Below are 16,929 nucleotides of genomic sequence, written 5' to 3'. Positions count from 1 at the left end.
TTTATGAGACAAAGATAGAAAGATATTTTTAATAAAAGATAAATTACTCTTTTATTTTTTTAAAGCTGACGAAGGTCATAGATAAACTGACTATCCGATGGAATTTTGAGTCGTTTTTTTACTCTTTCTTAAGTCTGAAGGTCTGGATTGTGTAAATTCGCGAAAAGTATCACTAAAGGCGCTAATGGAGCTGTAGCCTACATCATCAGCAATTTCATTGATGGGCTTATCTGTATTTAAAAGCAATTCAATGGCTTTGATGATTCTTAACGTTTTCAGGTATTGAAGAAAAGAAATGTCCATATCTGCTTTGAAAAGTCGGGACATAGAGCGTTCACTCAGACCAAATCTGGTGCTTACATTGGCCAAAGTAAGTTTTTCGCTGATATTCCATTCCAGGTAAGATACAATTTTCATCATCTGTTTGTTGTGAGTGGCAGGAAGAATGATGGGTAACGGCTGTTGATGGGTTTTTGGCAGTATTTTTTTTAAAGCGACCAGAAATTCAAAATTTTCGTCTTTTGCAGTAACATGTTTTTCATCCCATATTTCAGTATACTTGATCATCTGAATCAGCAGTTCTGATGCCGGATATATTCCCAGCCTGCTGTAGAAAGGATCTGAGATATCATCATGAGCATAGAAATAAAGAGAACGAAGAACTGTGGCAGAGTGTCCGATTTCTAGAATATGTTCCATTCCCTGTGGAATCCAGAAGAAATGCCGGGCCGGAACCACATACGTCCTGTTGCTGATCGTAATATAAGCAATGCCGCCTTCTACATAGCTCAGCTGTCCTTTCGTATGCTTGTGGAAGGGAATCAGTTTTTCCGATTTCTCGTGCATAACAAATACACTTTTGTCGTCTTTATCAATGTCCGGAAGCGCAGCGATTAATCCCATAGAAAAAATTAAAATACCAATGAAAATACAAATATAAGCATTTGGCCGGAATCATGTAAAAGTTGACTATTTTAGGTAAATATAATTTCAGGATTGCTAATAAATTTGCAGTGCAATAATTCAAAAATTCAAATGAAAATTTATGTCGCCGGATTGCTGATGCTAGGAATTTCCTATACTCTATCAGCTCAAACTGGCAGTCCAAGAAAGGATACGATAAGACTCTCCTTAAAAGATGCGTGGCAAAAAGCTGAGGAAAACAGCCGCCATATCAGAATCAATACCATCAACGTAGACATTGCCGAAGCCGAAGTGAAAGATGCCAAAAGAGAACGGCTTCCGGAAATTGATGTTAAAGGTTCCGTAGAAAAAGCTTCTAATATCCCTATTTATGAAAACGGAATTTTTTCCAAACCTACACAGCATGAAGTCATTCACACGCTTTACCGGGCGGGAGCAGATTTTTATCTGAATATTTACAATGGAAACAAGCTGAATCTTAAGATTAAAGAGAATCAGACCCTTCAGAAAATTAAGGATATCCAGAAAGAGCAGTCTGTTTCTGATATTCATTACAAAACTGCAGCGCTTTATCTTGAACTCCAGAAAACATTAATTTTCAGGGATCTTATAAAACAGGATATAGCCGATCAGAAAACACAGCTTAAAGAAATACAGGCTCTGTATAAAAACGGAGTTGTTTTAAAAAGTGATGTTTTAAGAATAGAGCTTGAACTTTCAAAACGGAAGATGGCTTTAGTGACTATAGAAAATGATATTCTCATTGCCACACAAAAGCTGAATATTATTCTGGGTATTCCTGATGAACAGATCGTCATTCCTGAAGTTCCAGTGAATCAATGGAATGAAAATACGACTTACAAAGAATATTTGAAACTGGCACTGGATCATTCTTTTAATTATCATGTCTCTGAACAGCAGACAGCACTGAGTATGCTCAAACTGAAACAGGTAAAAGCCAATGTAAGACCTAAAATTGGAATGTATGGCGAGTTTTATTATGCCAATCCGCAGATTTTTCTTTATCCCTATAATCCGTACTGGTATTCATTAGGAATAGTAGGAATTAAAGCTTCTTTTTCCATTTCTTCCCTTTATCATAATACCCATAAAGTAAAAGCAGCTCAACTGGAGTTTGAAAAAGAGGAAGAGGTACACAAGAATACAGAGGATCAGGTAAGGCAGCAGGTGAAAGAAGCTTATTTAAGGTATCAGGAAGCCCTTGAGCAGATAAAGGTAGCGGAAGCGAATGTCATTCAGGCCAAAGAGAATGCACGGATCATTAAGAACACCTATTTCAGCCAGACCTCTCTCATTACTGAACTGCTGGATGCGGATATACAGCTTCTTCAGACAAAATTTGAACTGGAAGCCGCCAAAATTATGGCACAAAACAATTATTATTTATTACAAAACATTACAGGCATTTTATAATACAATGAAAAAAAAATATACTCCCACCGATAGACTCATCACAAAGATCACAGGATGGATTTCCCTTTTAATTGTTGCTGCTCTTGCAGTCTGGGGCGGTTTTACGCTAAAGAATTACTATGCCTATGAGCAGACCAATGATGCGCAGGTTCAGGAATATGTAAATCCCATTATTTCGAGAGCCGGAGGATTTATTGTAGCCGTAAAATTTGAAGAAAATCAGGAAGTTAAAAAAGGAGATACCCTTCTGATTATTGATAACCGGGAATATGTTCTTCAGGAAAAACAGACTCAGGCAGCGATTCAGAAAGCACGTGCTCAACTGAAAGTGTTGGAAAGTACTACAGGTACTACAGAAAAAGAAGCTGCCGCTGCAATGGCTCAGGTAGATGCCAGTAAAGCAAAAGTCTGGAAACAACAGCTTGATTATAACAGATATAAAAAACTTTATGAAGAAGAATCTGCTACCAAACAACGTCTTGAAGATGTAAAGGCAACTTTAGAGATCAACGAAAGCGATTATCAATCTTCTCAGGATAATTATGCTGCTTCTAGATCTAAGATTAATGATATTCAGGCTGAAAAAACGGTTGTTCGCGCAGAAATTGCAAGACTAGAAGCTTTGTTGGACCGCCATAAACTGGATGTAAGCTATACAGCGGTCACCGCTGCCTATGATGGAAGAATGGGACGAAGAACCGTTGAAGTAGGGCAGATGATTGATGCCGGAGAAACACTGGCATTTATTGTGAATAATGAAACGGATAAATGGGTGGTGGCCAATTATAAAGAAACACAGATCAAAGATATGCACATCGGAGATCATGTAAAAATTGTAGCAGATTCTTATCCCGATAGGGAATTTAAAGGTACTATTATTTCACTTTCTCCCGCCACAGGGTCAAGTTTTTCACTGCTTCCTCCTGATAACTCTACCGGAAATTATGTGAAAATTGTACAGCGTATCCCTGTGAGAATCAAAGTGGATGGGATGAGAAAAGATATTGATGTCTTGAAAGTAGGGATGAACGTAAATGTATATGCGGATAAAAAACATTCCAATGGTTAAAAGACAAATGCCTTTTTTCAAAAAATGGGCACCGGAATGGCTTATTAAGATCATTCTTTTTTCAATGACTCTTCCGGGGATCATCATATTTTTTCTTCCTTTGACCAATGTGAATGCTGCTGCCGGATATTATGGAAGTGAGCCGGCGGATATTCAGTTCTCTGTAGCATTGTTTTATGCAGGATATGTAGGCTTTTACAGTTTGGAAAGAAGATTTTTTAGTTTTCTGGCGGCAAAGGAATACTTTCTTCTGTTCACTACACTGCAGATTTTAGCGTGTCTGGTATGTTATTGTACCCGGGAGATTTATATTCTGTTTCCGGTTCGCTTTATTCAGGGAATGCTGTTTGCAGGAAATGTAAACCTTTCGCTTACTCTTATTTTTACACGGCTGAGCAGCGAGAGGGGACGTGAGATCAGTTTTTCCGTATTCTTCGGTATTTTGATCTGTGCCCTGCCGTTTAATAATCTGATTACTGCGGATCTTATTGACTCTTATAATTTCAATATTGTTTATAAAACGGCCATATTCTCATACCTGCCAGGACTTATTTTCCTGACTCTTGCAATGAGCAATTACAGAACACATGCAAGGTTTCATCTGTATAAACTCGACTGGCAGAGTTTTGGACTCTTCAGCGCTATGCTGGTGCTTATTGGATACATTACCATTTTTGGACAGGAATATTATTGGCTGGAAGACAACCGGATTCTCGGAAGTGTAATAGGAATTGTTGTTTTAGGGATAATCTCTGTATTTCGGCAGCAGGCCATTAAAAGACCTTATATTGATCTGCGCGTTTTCAGATACAGAAATTTTAAAGTGGGTCTGCTGATCCTTTTTGTGATGTATATTTGCAGGTTTGCATCAGGAATTACCAATAATTATTTTGCATCGGAACTGCATTTGGATCCGTTTCATATATCCTATATCAATATATTTAATCTTACCGGCCTGGTTATCGGTGTAGTTATCGCCTGTTGCATGGTTTTACAAAAGAAAAACATTCGATATATCTGGGGTCCAGGTTTTTTAATGTTATTGATTTTTCATGGATTGATGTACTATTCTTTTGATATTCAGGCTGATGAATTTAATTATTATATTCCATTATTCATACAGGGATTAGGAGTCGGGCTGATTATGGTTCCCACGATTATTTTTATTATTTCATCGGTTCCTGCGGTTATTGGTCCTTCAGCTGCTGCCACCGCCTTAGCAATCCGGTATCTGGGTTTTTGCGTGAGTATAGCCCTGATCAATTTCTTTGAACTGTTTGAAAAAAGCCGCCATTACAATGCTTTTCAGGATCATTTAAGTGCTGTTGATCCGGAAGTCAAAAGCTTTCTTCATCATCAGACCGCAAAACTTATTAGCAGAGGAATGTCAGAAGATAAAGCAGTAAAAGCTGCCCATAAACTATTGGTTGGAAGAATGAATGTTCAGGATCATGTCCGTTTTGCCATGGATTATTATGAAATGATGGCTGGGCTTCTTGCAGTTTCATTGTTGTTGATTTTTCTTTTTCCTTATCTGAACCGTACCGCCCTTTATTTGAAATCCCGCCGATTATCACCTGCGTAAGGGAAGATTTTAATTTTTAATATAACAAAAAGTATAGCTTATTAGCTATTTTTATAGTAGAGTGCTGAGACTGTCCTGAGGGCAGTCTCTTTTATAATCTCAAAAAAGATAAAAAGTACTTTGGCCGGAATTGTATGTTTTTTGTCATTGCAGACAAAGTGCTTTCTCTTTACATTTGTATTCATACAGAGCGAGATATGAAGGAAGAAAGACAACATACCGGGATGAAAAATATAGTGCTTTTAGCGCTGCCACAGGTACAGCTGCTTGATATTGCAGGACCGTTGGATGTTTTTACATCAGCCAACCGTTTTTTAAATGATGGCAGAGAAGGATCAGGTTATCATGTTCATCTGGTGTCCGGAACTTCAGAAAAGTTCATATATTCCAGTTCAGGAATGCCATTATCTTGCAGTCATACCATTTATGATATTGATTTTCCTATAGATACTTTGCTTGTAGCAGGGACAACTTTGAGTGTACTGGATGAAATCAGTCCTGATGTCTATCATTATCTTCAAAATATAAGCCCGAAGGTGAGGAGGATGGGTTCTGTCTGTGTGGGTGCATTTGTTCTTGCCAAAGCAGGTCTTCTGGAGGGAAAGAAGGTGACTACTCATTGGAAATTTGCAGATACATTACAGAAATCCTATCCAAAACTTGAGGTGAATATTAATCCTTTTTTTATTCGGGACAAACCTATCTATACTTCGGGCGGAGTTTCTTCAGGGATGGATCTGGCATTGGCACTACTGGAAGAAGATTTTGGAAAACCTTTGGCCACAGAGGTTGCCCGCCATCTTGTCCTGCATTTGAAAAGATCCGGAATGCAGTCTCAGTTTGGAAATGCATTGCCGGAATATGAAATAATGTCTCCTTTTACAAAAGAAGTCCGTGATTTGTTGAAAGATAAACTGGGCGGAATGATAACAGTAGAGTATATTGCTGAGTCCTTGAATATGAGTACCCGTAATTTTTCCAGGGTCTTTCTTAAAGATTCCGGAATGACTCCTGGCAAGTTTCTTGAAAAAATGAGGCTGGATCAGGCCAAAAATCTGCTGGAATACACCGATTTGAGTATCGATATGATTGCTGATAAGTGTGGTCTTAGCAGTACAACTTCACTTCGCCGCCTATTCCTTAAAAATATTTCACTTTCTCCGGCACAATACCGGAAAGCATTCAAAACCACAGAATAAATATTTTCCTCTTACTGATTTATAGTAGAACTGATGATTGTCAATGATCAGATGGAAGACTCATGCCTTTATTTAAAAATAATAATCTTAAAATAATAGAATTATGAAGCACGTAAAAAACAAGGAAACAATGAATGTGGCATTTTTAATTTATGACCAAGTAGAAGCACTTGATTTAAATGGCCCTTTAGATGTTTTTGTTAAAGCGAATGTTATATGTCCGGATAGTTATCATTGCTTTACAGTCGGAAAAACAAAAGAAGCTATACCTATGGAGGCGAACACAATGGCTGTTGTCCCTACGTATGATATAAATACATGTCCCAAGCCAGATATGATTGTCGTCCCCGGAGCAAACCCCGAGTACATTATGAAATATATTCAGGATAGAGATTTTCAGGAAACGGTACTGGAATGGATTAAAACTCATCACGATGCCGGAACAGTAGTATTTACAGTGTGTACAGGGAGTATGCTGCTATCCGGAACAGGTATCCTTGATGGTCATCATATTACCACTCATAGTATGCTGTTAGACGCTTTAGAACAATGTAATCCTGAAGCTAATGTCATCAGGAATGTACGCTATATTGATCAGGGACAGCTAATAACTACAGCAGGAATTACGGCTGGGATTGATGCCGCACTCTATCTGATTGGAAAACATCTGGGTCAGGAAACAGCAGATACAGTTATCAAAATTTTTGAATATCAGAATGCCAAGACTCAAATTTCTGTTTAAAATCTTATGACCCCGGTACTTTTTATCTGAAAAAATAGATATTGTAATTGATTTATAAACAGCTGTTTGACTTTTTTGATGTAAATTTTATAATAAAAAAGTCTGAAAAAGTTTGGATTTAAAGAGGGCTTTCCTATCTTTGCAGTCCCTTAAACAAAGGGATTTACTGAAAAAGTAAGTGGCCGACTCGGTAGCTCAGCTGGTAGAGCAATACACTTTTAATGTATGGGTCCTGGGTTCGAATCCCAGCCGGGTCACTTGAAGGACAAACCATAAAAATGGCTTGTCCTTTTTTATTTTTTGAGTTTGTTCATACTTACTTCCAGTATCTTAAATGTTCCCTGTAATATCTTCGCTCTGCCTCTGCTGTCTTTTTCTGTTGTACTGAAATCGGCTGTAGAAAGATATAGACGATGAGTCATTCTATTTAACGCAATGGTACGGGCTCCCTTTTTCGTTTCAATATTGGGAAAGGAGGTATATTGATAAGCATTCTCTTCACGAATGACCGAGATATTTCCTTCACCATTGGACGTATAAATCATATTGGTTTTTGTGTCGAATACCATACCGTCACAACCTTTACCAATAGGCAGTTTTTTAACAATTTTCCCTGTATTGGAATCTAAAATCACCAGCATTTTATCGCAAGTACTGAAAAGTCTGCTGGTTTTAAGGTCTATGGCCAGTCCGGAAGGTTCTTCTTCTTTATCTAATCCCCAATGGTAGAGTATAGTGAACGTTTTGGCATCTATCACTACTATTTCATTTTTATCTTCAATATTGACAAATATTCTGCCTTTGTCATCACTCACGGCTGCTTCAGGTTTTCCGCCAACGTTTATGGTTTGTATTACAGTATCAGTGGAGGGATCAATAACGCTTAAATCATTACTTTTTCCGTTCCCAACAATTATTTTTTTTGTAAATGGTTCGTAGAATAGAGCATCGGGGTTTTGGCCGGTTGAGATTTCACCGATGATTTTATGGGTGATTGTATCAAAGACTTTTACTTTGTTCAGTTTGCCGCAAGAAATATAACCTTTGCCTGTATCAGGAAGAAAAGCAATGCCATGAATACCATTGGTATCTGTAATTTCAGCAATGGGAGAGCCTGTTGCTGGATCAACAATATTGACACGGCTTCCATGGCTGATATACAGTTGGGTGCTTTGAGGATTAAGGGATAAATAGTCCCATCCGCTGTCATCTCCTCCTATCTGAAATGTGTTGGTAACTTGCATTGATGAGCTCTTCTGCCCATAAGCGGCAATAGAAAATATAAGAGAGAACGCTATTACTGAGATGCTTTTTGCTTTCATAATTTTATTATTTTGATTTGAAAATAATCGGTTAAAATTGTTTTACGAGACCAATTGTAAACTGTTTATTGTTGTATCCTGGAAACAGAAAGACCTGATGTTTGTGATTCTCACCAGTCCAGATCTTATCATAAAGCCAATAAGATAGAGTGGTAGAGAGAATCCCTATTCCAGCTCCTGCTGCAACATCACCGAGCCAGTGCTTATTGTTATACATTCTGAGAATCCCTGTTCCAGCGGCAACAGCATACCCTGCTACACCTATCCAGGGGGAAACATTCCAGTACTCTCTGCGAAGAAATTCGGCCGAAGCAAAGGCCAGAGCAGTATGCCCGGAAGGAAAAGACTGGTTGTTACTTCCGTCTGGTCTTTCCTGATGGGTTAATTTTTTTGTAGGAATAACAATGGCAGTAGAGATCCCAATGGACATGGCATATACAATCAATTCTTTTTTTACAGAACTTTCACCTTTTATTCCAAATGCCTGCAGTGCAAAAACAGTAGCGCCAGGTAGAAATTGTGTGTAATTATCTATGGTGGTGCGGAAAGTAGGATGGTCTTCTCTTATCTCATTTCGGGTATCAAAGTTTATTTTTTTGAACTGTTCTGTTGCTGTAGCCAAAGCACCATAGGTAATCAATACTCCAGGAATAATAAACTGCTTCGCTTTTAGTTTAAAAGGAGCTGGGGCAGAAATACTGTCTCGGATGATAGTATTATTCATAGTGACGGCACTGTCTTTGGCTTTATTGAGGCTGTCATTTTGGGCGAGTATTGTACCTGACAATAGGAGAAAAATTAAGAATTTCATTCTTCAGTTTGTTTTAGTTGAATTTTATTTAATAAAGTAGGGAAAACAATAAGCAGGAGTGGAAGGGCAACCAAAAAGCCACCAATCACAGCAATGGCTAAAGGTTGGTGCATCTGAGCACCAGTACCAATTCCCAAAGCAAGAGGCATTAAGGCTATAATAGCTCCCAAAGCAGTCATCAGTTTGGGACGGAGTCTTGTGCTGATGGCATATATAATAGCTTGCTCTTTAGTTTTGGATGCAAGACTTTCGTGAAACTGTAAATAGGTGAAAATTGCATTCTCTCCAATGATTCCTACCATCATAATCAAGCCGGTGTAGCTTCCTACATTCAATGGAGTATTGGTAATATATAAAAGCAGTATTCCTCCGGAAATACCCAATACGGAAATACATAGAATAAGAAAAGCCACCGTAATGTTTCGGAATAAGAAAAGCATGACAGAAAATACCAATAAGCAGGAAATTCCCAGGATAATCAAAAGTTCACTGAATGATCGCTGTTGCTCAGCATAAGCCCCTCCATATACCACTGAATATCCAGCCGGAAGCTTGATCTTCTGTTCAATTTGTTTTTGAATTTCATTGATTGTTCCCCCAAGATCACCATTGTCCAGCCTGGCTGTTACGATTCCTAAAGTTTGAAGATCCTCCCTGTTTACTTCTGCTGAGCCACTGGTAATTCCAACGGTGGCTAATTCACTTAACGGCTTTAAAGTTCCATTGGGTAAAGAAATCATACTGTTGTTGATATCACTTAGAGACTGGTTGGTCTTACTGTTATATAATAGCCTGATAGGGGTGAACTGAACCTGGTCGAAAATATTTCCTGCAACATTTCCATCCAGATTAGCCTGCAGCTGGCTTTGAAAATCAGGTAAAGGAATTTGATACTGAGCCAGAACAGATAATTTAGGAGTAACAATTATTGAAGGACCTGCAATTACAATCCCATCGAATACATCAGCAGTACCATTCACCTTTCCCACGATATCAGCTACTTTTTTAGAATAATTTTCAATAACCTTTTGATCAGTCCCAAAAATTTTGATCTCGATAGGTTGTACACTACTCATTAAATCACCCAACATATCCGAAATTACCTGTCCGAAATCTACCGTTAAAGGCAAACCAGAAGCTTCTATCTTCGCACGGATCTCATCTGTGACTTCGGCGGTGGTTTTATTGCGGTCCTTTTTTAGCTGAATCAGATAATCTCCCGTATTGGGTTCCGTAATAAAGAATCCCATCTGTGTGCCTGTTCTTCTGCTATAGGCTGTAACTTCAGGATTGGAAACTATTATTTTTTCCACTATTTTGAGTTCCCTGTCTGTCTCTTCCAGTGAAGTCCCTGGAGGAGATTTGTAGTCTAATACGATACTACCTTCATCCATTTCCGGTAAAAAACCTGTGCTGATATTGGGTAAAATAAAAGCCGTAACCAGGATAAGCAAGAGGATAAATATATAGCTGAAGATAGGTTTACGGATAAAGAATCCTACCCATTTTCTCTCTTTTACATCGTGATGCTGAAGACTTTTTTCTTTTATTTTTCCTGAAGAAAGGAATAAGTATACCACGGGCAGCAATATCCAGGTGGCAAAGAAAGAACACACTAAAGTAATAATCATCGTGGCTGTCATTACCTTGAAATATGCTCCTGCCACTCCGCTCATCAGGATAAAAGGTAGAAATATGACAATGGTACTTAATGATGAGCCTACCATTGCTTTTAATAGATAGCTGATTGCTTTCTGTACCAATGTTTTGGAAGATTCTTCAGGATGTTCTTCATGGGTACGGTGTATTTGTTCCACTACCACAATAGCATCATCTATAATAAGCCCGATGGCTGCGGCAATTGCTCCTAAGGTCATGATATTGAAGGTCTGTCCTGTAGCATATAAAGCCAGCATGGTAAGGCTCAGGGTAATGGGAATGGTAATCAATATTACTGCACTTGCCTTCCAGGAACGGAGAAAAATAATAGCGACAATAATAGCTAATAGAAGTCCTATCCATAGGGCATCTGTTACACTTTTGATAGAGTCATTTACAAAATCGGCTTGTACATAATAAGGTTTCAGTACCACATCTTTGGTCAATGTTTTCTGCAGGTCACTTATTTTGGAGTTCATCGCTTTGGTAAGATCCACTACATTGGCATTGGGCTGCTGGATAACGGCAATAAGGATGCTTTCTTTTCCGTTAGCATTCACCTTAATATATTGTTTGGCATTATGAATGGTAATTTCAGCAATATCACCTAATAAAACGATACGGTTTCCATTATTGCTGACCACAAGACTTTTCAGTTGGCTTTCATTTCGGATTTGTGCATCGGTGAGGGTGAGATAAAGGTATCTGAAATCCGAGGAATAACCATTTGATTTAATGAAATTCGTATTATTGATGGCCTGTTCAACATGGGCTGAGGTGATACCCAAACGGGCCATCATCTGCTGGTTCATCAGCACCCGAAATTCCTTATCCTGTCCGCCAATTACCCTGATTTCACTTACTCCGGGAACCTGAGAAAGAAATGGTTTGATGGTATACAGGGCAAGCTGTTTAAGGGCTATCGGATCTTTGGTGTCAGAATTTAAAGAATATCCTATTACTGGAAGAATAGAAGGGTTCATTTTTTCTACAGTAATGTTTGTTTCTGGAGGCAGTTGATTTCTAACCTCATTGATACTGCTTTCTACCTGTTGTTTTGCCAGATCTACATTAACATTCCAGGACATAAATGCCGAAATTTCACAGCTTCCCCGGCTGGTTGTACTTTTGAGAATCTGTAGGTCAGGAACTTTCTTTACAGCATTTTCCAATACCTTGGTTACTCCTACGGTCATTTGGCTAATAGGCTGTTGTCCCACATCTGCAATTATTTTTATCTTGGGGAAAGTAACCTGTGGAAATAAGGCAGATTGTATTTTAGTATACGAATAGGCGTCCCCTGTAAGAATTAGAAAAATCAGGATCAGAAGAGGACTTCTGTAGGTTACAAAGAATGACTTTTTCATCTGATTAATGCTTTTTAATTTTTACAGTAGCAGTATCCCTTAACCCGAAGTTTCCGGAAGTAATAACCTTATCTTTTGTGGTAATGTTTCCTGATTTTATCTGAATATACTGATCTGTTTCTGTTCCTTTTACAACAGGTGTTTTGATGGCTGTCGTATCGTTGATCATTTTCATCACCCAAAAAGAAGACTGGGTTTCATCGCTCAGCACGGCCATTTTAGGCACTGATAAGCCATAGACAGTTGATTTTGATAAAGTAACCGTTCCGATTAAATTCTCAGGAATAGTACTGCTTTTGGCAATCTGCAAAAGAACCTTTACCGTTTGTGATACGGCGTCTACAGAAGGCATTACTTTGGCTACTTTTGCGGGCAGGCTATTTCCATCCGGTAATTTTACAGATAAAGAGTTTTGGGTTTTTATCAGTTGCAGATACTCATAAGGAACATCCACAACAAATCCAAAGCTGGATGCATCCGTAATAGTGGCAAGAATTTCACCATCCTGTACATAATCTCCAATTTGATGATTTAACATGACAACGTATCCTGTTGCCGGGCTAACAACCGTTGTGGTGCCGCTAAATCTAAAAGATTTGTCCAGCTTGTTGATGGTGTTTCCGAGTGCACGAGCTTCTTTGGTTTGCAGTCCGAATAGCACAGAGCCTTTGCTGATCCGGTCGCCAAGTCTAATTGTCATATGAGTAATATAGCCTGTGCTGTTGGCTTTTGCATCTGATTTCAACAGATAGGTTGCAGTGGCATTCAGCGTAATAGTATTGCTAAGCCTGATGGTATCTGAAGGATAAGCAACATTGACTTCTGTTTTAGGTTTCATCTCCGGTTTTGCCTCTTCTGCAGCCACAGTAACGTTTTTCTTACAGCTGAATGTGAAAACACTCACTAATAGTAGATAAAATAACTTCTTCATGGCTATTGAATAATTAAATATTGCATTTGGTTCTGTAAATTGAATAAAGTAGTATGGTACTGGATAATATTGCTTCTAAGACTCAGTAAATTATTGATTGATAAAATAAAGTCTACCATTCTTACATCTCCCGTTGGCAGCTGCTTAGCATTGGCCTCTACCAGTGTTCTGGCATAGTTGATCTGCTCGTTGGCGGTTCCTATCATTTTATAGTATTGCTCCATTTGATTTTGGATCTGAAAAATCTGTTGCTGGTACTGTCTTTCTGTTTGTTCTATATATTTTTGACGGGTCTGCAAAGCCAGTTGATTCTGTTGCAGAAGCATTTTCTTCTGATGACCGTCGTATATTGGAATAGAAACTCCCAAACCAATCCCCAGTCCGAAATTTTTATAAGGTGTTTGAGCAAAAGAGGTTTGATATCCACCATCGGAAAATGCAGTGATTTTTGGCTTGTAGTTGTATTTTATAATCTCACTGTCATTGGCAATTTTCAGACTGTCAGCTTTGAAAGCCTGGGAATACATACTTTCTTTAAAATCAATGGGATTCAGTGTTTTATCAATATTGGGAGCAGGTAAAAAAGGGAATTGAGTATCTATAATGCCACATAAATAATTAAGCAAAGCATAGTTACTTTGCCACTCGGCCTGCTGCTGTTGTAAAGTAAGTTCGTTTTGTTGTAGGGTGACTTTAAAGGTCAGATAGTCAGTTTGTTTAAAAACAGAAGATTGAGTGAGTTTTTTAAGGAGCAAATCTTCGTGGTTGAGTAGATTGATAATTTCCTTGCTTAATTCATAGCGCTGCTGACTGGTATAGGTGGCGATGTATTGATCTGTTATCTGTTTATTCAGCGTTTGAATGCTGATGTTTTTCTGTGCCAGAATTTGTGCAATGTTAGCGTCATAAGCTTTTAGTCTTGTATCAAGATTATTTCGGCTTATAAATTCTTTAGCAACTCTTACTCCTGCAAATAAAGATTGCCCGTTCGTTAAGGCATTGTCATATCCCCAACCTCTTATGTTGGGTGAATATCCCGCATTAGCTTCTCCTGCAACGATAAAGCCATAGGTTGCTCTTAATTTTAGACTGTCAATTTTATTAGACATCACCTGATTATTGTAATCATTGAGCAAAGGACTGTTGGCTTGTGCCTGAGTAATGAAGTAGGAAAGAGCATGCCCCGTCTGTGCCTCTAATGAAAGAGAAAGCAATAAGGTTATCAGAACTAAAAAACATCGAACCGGATATGTATAAGGAATGTTCATAAGACTATTTCGAATTCTTAGATCAAAGATGAAACTCAATTCTGTTGAGATTCTGAATTTTTCAACTGAATTGTTTTTTTATGAATAAATAAGCATTAAAAAAACCGACTGTCTTCAGCCGGTCTCTTATCAATATTTCATTTCTCTAAGAAGTTAATCTTTTTGTAGTCTGATAAAATTGCCTTTAGGATCAAATAGGGCATCACCGGATTTTACTTCGGCTTCATAAAGAATAGAGCCATCTGCTTTTGTGATCTTGGCAGCTTCCTTTATAGCTCCCAGCTGATGCTTGCTGATGTATTGGGAAACCTGTGCAGGTAGTTGGCTTAATGCAATAGCTATTTCAGTTTCCTCTAATGCTCCTGCGGATGAGTAAAGTTCACTTATTTTATTTCTGTTTTGCTTATAACCAGCTTCGTATTTGTCTCCTTCTTTTTCCCATTTAGCTTTAACATTGGGATGGTTTTTCTGAAAAGCTTTCTCTACAGCTAAAGGAATTTTACTACTTTCTTTCTTCTCCTGCGCGAATACTATTGTGCTGAATCCTGTTGTAAGTAAAAGCGCTAAAATTGTTATTCTCATATTACATTTTTTAATTAATGATGTAAAAGTGAACAGACATTCTGAAGAGATACTGAATTTTTTAGAATAAGTAGAAATTAATTAAAAATAATGGTGAAAATATGCTGGCTTTTATCAAAATGATATTGAATTTTGAAATGATACAGATCACATATTTTCTGGCTCATTTCAAGCCCAAGTCCAATACTATTGGTGTTTTCTGATTGTTTTTTAAACCTCTGAAACAAGTCTTTTTCATTCAGCTCTTTCTTACCGTGATTCGCAATAACAAGGGATTGCTGTACTGTTTTTACAGAAATCAGATATCCATTTTCTGAGTGTCTTATAGCATTGGATAGTATATTTCCAATTAAAATATCAATAAGAATAGGATTGGCTGTAATCTCAATCTCATTGTTTAACAAGATTTCCCATTGAAGATTCTTTTGTTGTGCGGGCTCTTCATATTGGTTAAGTAATTTCTGAACCTTATTATTTACAAACAGTTTTTCTGTGTTTGGAAACTGATTATTTTCAATTTTAGTTAGCAGTAGTAAAGTTCGGTTAAGGCGCTGCATCTTGTTTCCTGCTAAGGAAATTTCTTCAATCAGTTCAGCCTGTTCCTGGGAGATGGGAGAGGTTTGCATCAGTAATTCCACTTTGCCCTGCATGACCGCTATAGGGGTTTGCAGTTCATGGGACGCATTTTCGGTAAATTCTTTCTGTGTTTTATAAAGTTTTTGATTGCGTTTTGTCAATTCCTTAATAGAGTTTCCTAAGTTTTTAAATTCTTCAATATTGGTGGGCATAAACTGATAGTTATCATCACTATCTACCCGGTATACCTTCAGTTTACTCACAATATCATTGAAAGGTTTCCACAATTTTTTTGAAAGCTGAAGATTAATGACCATCAGACCTGTCAATAACAAAACAACCAATCCTAGCTGAAGCAATAGAATGCTATTGAGTAAATCTTCGTCTTCTATCATAGATTTCTGAATCCTTATTTCATAGGGTTTCCCATTAACAAGTGTATTGGAAATCAAAATTCGATGCATAACTATTTCATTATCATCAGGGATGAAAACAGGTCGGCTATATAGAGAGTCGAAAGTTTTAGAAGTATTGGATGGGCGGACAAGAATACTGTTTTCAAAGGAAGTAAAATTATCAGGGTTTGTTGTTTTTAATTTTTTTTCTATCCAGTTCTTTTGGTGATTTATGTTTTCATCCAGACTTTTCAGCATCAGGTATTGCAGGGAGAAATAAAATACGGGAATGGCTATTAATAGGATAAAAATAGCATAGATTACATAGCGACGGGATATGTAGTTAATTAATTTCATTTAATATTCAAATTTATATCCCATTCCGTAAATAGATTTTAAATAATCATTGCAGCCAACAGCTGTGAGTTTCTTTTTCATATTTTTTATATGAGCATAAATGAAGTCATAATTATCATATACATCTGTATTTTCGCCAGAAAGGTGTTCTGCAATGGCTGTCTTGGAAAGAACTCTATTTTTATTAATGGTAAAATAGAGCAGTAATTCGTATTCCGTTTTCGTAAGATCAACCTTTTGATTATTGGCAGTTACCGTTTTCGCAAGCGTGTCAATAGTGATTTCATGAAATACCAGGATATTATCACCATTAAATCTCCGGCGGCGTATTACAGCAGCTATTCGTGCACTTAGTTCAGATAAATGAAAAGGTTTTGGGATATAATCATCAGCTCCCAATTGTAATCCCGCTATTTTATCATCAATGGAATCTTTAGCAGAGATAATGATGACACCATCTGTTTTATGATCCTCTTTTAATATCTTTAGAACGCTCAGTCCATTACCGTCAGGTAATGAAATGTCAAGAAGAATACAGTCATAGTCATAAGAATAAATTTTTTCAACAGCAGTATTGATATTAGGAGCAACTTCACAAAGGTAGTTCTCCTGCCCTAAATAGGTAATGATACTTTTGCTCAGTGCAGCTTCGTCTTCAATGACCAGTATTTTCATACAATTGTTTTATTCAAAATTAGAATTAAAATC

General features: G+C 37.6%; 14 protein-coding genes and 1 tRNA gene. 6 read left to right on the top strand and 9 right to left on the bottom strand.

Annotation, left to right across the window (positions count from 1 at the left end; all coding sequences use genetic code 11):
• Nucleotides 1–90: 90 nt before the first annotated feature.
• On the bottom strand, nucleotides 91–903 hold the full coding sequence (locus JOE44_RS06840; RefSeq protein WP_209784907.1) for an AraC family transcriptional regulator: 813 nt from the start codon (nucleotides 901–903) through the stop codon (nucleotides 91–93).
• A 132-nt stretch (nucleotides 904–1,035) separates the two neighbouring features.
• Here JOE44_RS06840 and JOE44_RS06835 point away from each other — a divergent pair, with 132 nt between their 5' ends.
• From JOE44_RS06835 to JOE44_RS06810, 6 genes are all read left to right on the top strand, one after another.
• Nucleotides 1,036–2,358: a TolC family protein gene (locus JOE44_RS06835; protein ID WP_209784906.1), complete on the top strand. Its 1,323-nt coding sequence runs from the start codon at nucleotides 1,036–1,038 to the stop codon at nucleotides 2,356–2,358.
• Between the two features lie 4 nt (nucleotides 2,359–2,362).
• Nucleotides 2,363–3,427, top strand: a complete 1,065-nt coding sequence (locus tag JOE44_RS06830; RefSeq protein ID WP_209784905.1) for an HlyD family secretion protein — start codon at nucleotides 2,363–2,365, stop codon at nucleotides 3,425–3,427.
• Nucleotides 3,420–5,012 carry a beta-carotene 15,15'-monooxygenase gene (locus JOE44_RS06825; protein WP_245169729.1) on the top strand — a complete coding sequence of 531 codons (1,593 nt, stop codon included), beginning with the start codon at nucleotides 3,420–3,422 and terminating at the stop codon, nucleotides 5,010–5,012. The genes JOE44_RS06830 and JOE44_RS06825 overlap by 8 nt, the downstream gene beginning before the upstream one ends.
• Before the next feature lie 197 nt (nucleotides 5,013–5,209).
• Nucleotides 5,210–6,211: a helix-turn-helix domain-containing protein gene (locus tag JOE44_RS06820; RefSeq protein ID WP_209784903.1), complete on the top strand. Its 1,002-nt coding sequence runs from the start codon at nucleotides 5,210–5,212 to the stop codon at nucleotides 6,209–6,211.
• Between the two features lie 103 nt (nucleotides 6,212–6,314).
• Nucleotides 6,315–6,953, top strand: coding sequence for a DJ-1/PfpI family protein (locus JOE44_RS06815; RefSeq protein WP_209784902.1), 639 nt, complete (start codon nucleotides 6,315–6,317; stop codon nucleotides 6,951–6,953).
• A 184-nt stretch (nucleotides 6,954–7,137) separates the two neighbouring features.
• A tRNA-Lys gene (locus JOE44_RS06810) sits at nucleotides 7,138–7,210 on the top strand.
• 36 nt (nucleotides 7,211–7,246) lie between these two features.
• Here the strand turns inward: JOE44_RS06810 and JOE44_RS06805 are convergent.
• The 8 genes from JOE44_RS06805 to JOE44_RS06770 all read right to left on the bottom strand — a co-directional run bounded on the left by JOE44_RS06805 (nucleotide 7,247) and on the right by JOE44_RS06770 (nucleotide 16,896).
• Nucleotides 7,247–8,275, bottom strand: a complete 1,029-nt coding sequence (locus tag JOE44_RS06805; RefSeq protein ID WP_209784901.1) for a YncE family protein — start codon at nucleotides 8,273–8,275, stop codon at nucleotides 7,247–7,249.
• 31 nt (nucleotides 8,276–8,306) lie between these two features.
• On the bottom strand, nucleotides 8,307–9,086 hold the full coding sequence (locus tag JOE44_RS06800) for a phosphatase PAP2 family protein (protein ID WP_209784900.1): 780 nt from the start codon (nucleotides 9,084–9,086) through the stop codon (nucleotides 8,307–8,309).
• Nucleotides 9,083–12,112 (bottom strand): efflux RND transporter permease subunit, encoded by a 3,030-nt coding sequence (locus JOE44_RS06795; protein WP_209784899.1) that lies wholly within the window; start codon nucleotides 12,110–12,112, stop codon nucleotides 9,083–9,085. The genes JOE44_RS06800 and JOE44_RS06795 overlap by 4 nt, the downstream gene beginning before the upstream one ends.
• A 4-nt stretch (nucleotides 12,113–12,116) precedes the next feature.
• Entirely contained in the window at nucleotides 12,117–13,043 is a 927-nt protein-coding gene (locus JOE44_RS06790; RefSeq protein WP_209784898.1) for an efflux RND transporter periplasmic adaptor subunit, read from the bottom strand.
• A gap of 2 nt (nucleotides 13,044–13,045) precedes the next feature.
• Entirely contained in the window at nucleotides 13,046–14,311 is a 1,266-nt protein-coding gene (locus JOE44_RS06785) for a TolC family protein (RefSeq protein ID WP_209784897.1), read from the bottom strand.
• 153 nt (nucleotides 14,312–14,464) lie between these two features.
• Nucleotides 14,465–14,893, bottom strand: a complete 429-nt coding sequence (locus JOE44_RS06780; RefSeq protein ID WP_209784896.1) for a hypothetical protein — start codon at nucleotides 14,891–14,893, stop codon at nucleotides 14,465–14,467.
• Nucleotides 14,894–14,970: 77 nt separating this feature from the next.
• The gene (locus JOE44_RS06775; RefSeq protein WP_209784895.1) at nucleotides 14,971–16,221 is read right to left on the bottom strand and encodes a HAMP domain-containing sensor histidine kinase; all 1,251 of its coding nucleotides are present in this window, start codon (nucleotides 16,219–16,221) and stop codon (nucleotides 14,971–14,973) included.
• Nucleotides 16,222–16,896 (bottom strand): response regulator transcription factor, encoded by a 675-nt coding sequence (locus JOE44_RS06770; protein WP_209784894.1) that lies wholly within the window; start codon nucleotides 16,894–16,896, stop codon nucleotides 16,222–16,224.
• Nucleotides 16,897–16,929 lie beyond the last annotated feature (33 nt).

Source organism: Chryseobacterium sp. PvR013 (assembly GCF_017833095.1).
In the GTDB taxonomy this organism is placed as follows: domain Bacteria; phylum Bacteroidota; class Bacteroidia; order Flavobacteriales; family Weeksellaceae; genus Chryseobacterium; species Chryseobacterium culicis_A.
This window is presented reverse-complemented; position numbering and strand designations above follow the sequence as displayed.